At 50.8% G+C, this 1,356-nt stretch carries 1 protein-coding gene; it reads right to left on the reverse strand.

Annotated features, from left to right (window positions below; translation table 11 throughout):
- Positions 1-892: plasmid segregation protein ParM domain-containing protein (parM, locus tag ADK28_RS11400; RefSeq protein WP_048795698.1), on the reverse strand; the 892-nt coding region annotated here is incomplete at its 3' end.
- Positions 893-1,356 lie beyond the last annotated feature (464 nt).

The raw sequence follows: 1,356 nt of genomic DNA on the forward strand, positions 1-1,356 counted from the left end.
CTTCGCGCAGGTTAACGTGAGTACGAATGGCATCAGCTAGCAGGCTGGCTCCACCGCCAACCACCGCTACGTGGGTATAACCTTTGAAGCGATCAATCGCTTCCAACACCCGTGCGCGATAACGCGAGATACCACTGTGAATTGCCTGCTTTATGCTATCAACAGCCCTCGGATCGTTGATATTGTTAGCCAGGTACGTATCGTCGAACCGTTTGATAATCAACCGATCCACGTTGTAGCGGGATAATGCCATATCGGCTTTACGTAACGCCTGCTGCACCTCGTCGGTCACCAGTGATACGCCGAGAGCCGGATCGCCATAAATACGCGATACTGAAGACATCTGGCCTGCCACCTGTGAGATATCCAGAGTCGTTCCACCAAGGTCAATGATCAGCACTGAGTTGGAAGCCGATAGTTGATCGCACAGCGTAATCCCGGCGGGAATAGATTCCGGGCGCACGGTAACGCGGGTGATAGTAAATACGTGGCCGTTATCCCGTACCACCGGTTGCAGCAGGTTCTGCTTCTTGCGCTCAATGTTATCAAGCCGGTACTGGGCATCTTCGTCGTAGAACTCCGCCAGCGGCAGCGTGACCACGATATCCACGCTCTGCGGCGCAAGACCACTGGTCAGTAAGGCATGCTGCACAGCGACCGCGTTGAGCGGGCTGTACTGCCATTCGATATTGCTGGTGGTGAGGGCATCGGGGGAAATCAGGTCGAATGAATATTTCTCTTTGCCCGCCGTGTAGTTAAACGGCTTCCCGTTGCCAAACGTGGCTGACCAGCCTCGTTTGAAGCTGTTGGGGCTGATGTGGGTAACTGTCTTGCCGTGTTGCTCCCACAGCATTTTGATGTGAGTCGAACCGTCGTCGATGTAAATGCGCATATTGCACCTGAGTTGAGTCAAATATGTATTGGGATTGAGCCGTCCGGGGTTGCCGGACACGTGAAGGTCGGCTATTGAGCCAGAACTGAGAGCACGATGAGATGAATCAGCACCAGCAGGCGCTCAACGAGAAAAGGCAGTGCTGCCAGTAAGGCAAGCGTGAGAAATTTTTTCATCTGGTGAGTTTCCTGTATGGGGTGAGTAAAATGCGAATTGCCATACAAGATTTAGCGATGTTTGTAGGGTTTTACTGGCAGGAGTAATGTTGTTTATGCTTTTATCAAAAAGCATAAAGCAGACGTTTAGTTAAAATGGATCAGAGGTATTAAATTTTAGAAGTGAATAATTTGGGGATTTGATACAAGAGAGAAGACGCCCAGTCTTGAAAGCTAGGCGTCCGGGTTATGCCGTTTTCTTTTCTGCGCCGGTGGCAAGATTGTCAATGTAGTCTGCGTACCATTGCA

Source organism: Serratia sp. 506_PEND (genome assembly GCF_001076875.1).
GTDB lineage: Bacteria > Pseudomonadota > Gammaproteobacteria > Enterobacterales > Enterobacteriaceae > Serratia > Serratia marcescens.